The 1,041-nt window shown below is 62.8% G+C and carries 1 protein-coding gene and 1 pseudogene; one reads left to right on the top strand and one right to left on the bottom strand.

Translation table 11 applies throughout. From position 1 onward, the window contains the following. A pseudogene (locus EN879_RS37035) lies at positions 1 to 228 on the bottom strand (VOC family protein); the annotation flags it as partial. A 249-nt stretch (positions 229 to 477) separates the two neighbouring features. Here EN879_RS37035 and EN879_RS37030 point away from each other — a divergent pair. After that, positions 478 to 1,026, top strand: a complete 549-nt coding sequence (locus EN879_RS37030) for an alpha/beta hydrolase (RefSeq protein WP_063170214.1) — start codon at positions 478 to 480, stop codon at positions 1,024 to 1,026. Positions 1,027 to 1,041: the final 15 nt, after the last annotated feature.

Raw genomic sequence — 1,041 nt, 5'->3', positions numbered from 1 at the left:
GAACAGGCCTGCGCTGCGAGGATCATCCGGCTTGGCCGAAGGATCGGCCTCGATGACCAGCAACGGACGGTTGGCGGCGCCCAGCGTGATCGCCCCATCGGCGCGGCTCAGTTCCTGCAGACCGACGATGCTGCGATAATATGCGGCAAGGCTTTCCGCGTCGCGCGCCTTCAGCCCGACGCGGGCAACGCTGACCGGGGTGGTGGCGGCAAAAGGCAACTCGCTCATCAAATGCTCCGTTCGACCGGCCTGCGATGAAGCTCCCAAAGCGAGAAACCCCACTCCGCCGATCATTGTACGTCGTGTCAGTTCCAAAGTCAGGGTTCCCGCGCACGGCTGTTTCTTTTCCTGACCACAGATCGTCCATCCGCATCGTTCACACAAGACGCGAAGAAGCGAACATGGTGTTCACTATTGTGATCAAACGTGGCGTTTCTGCCGGTTGCACGAAGCGATGCCGCTCGCTATCTCAGCGCCATGAAGGTCAGAGACGCAGATATTCTCATCGTGCCGGGCTACACCAATTCCGGCCCCGACCATTGGCAGAGCCGCTGGCAGTCGAAGCTGTCGACGGCGCGCCGCGTCGAACAGGCGGAGTGGTCGAAGCCGGTGCGCGAGGACTGGACGGCGAGCGTCGCCAAGGCGGTCAACGAGGCCGAGCGGCCGGTCGTCCTGGTCGCGCACTCACTTGGCGTCGCCACCGCAGTGCAAGCCATTCCGCAATTCCGCAAGCCGGTCGCCGGGGCCTTTTTCGTGGCGCCGCCCGATGTCGCCAATCCAAAGATCAAGCCAAGGCACCTGATGACCTTCGGCCCCTACCCGCGCGAACCGCTGCCTTTTCCTTCGATCGTGATCGCCAGCCGCAACGACCCGTTCTGCGCCTTCGATGTCGCCGAGGACATTGCCGGGGCCTGGGGCTCGCTGTTCATCGACGCCGGCGAGACCGGGCATCTCAGCGAGGATTCAGGATTCGGCCCTTGGCCCGAAGGCTCCATGACCTTCGCCAAGTTCCTGACGGACCTGTAATATATACGGTCAAAG

The organism is Mesorhizobium sp. M7A.F.Ca.AU.002.02.1.1 (genome assembly GCF_003998535.1).
Taxonomy (GTDB): Bacteria; Pseudomonadota; Alphaproteobacteria; order Rhizobiales; family Rhizobiaceae; genus Mesorhizobium; species Mesorhizobium ciceri.
The sequence above is the reverse complement of the archived record's forward strand: the minus strand, read 5'-3'. Positions and strand labels throughout refer to the sequence as shown.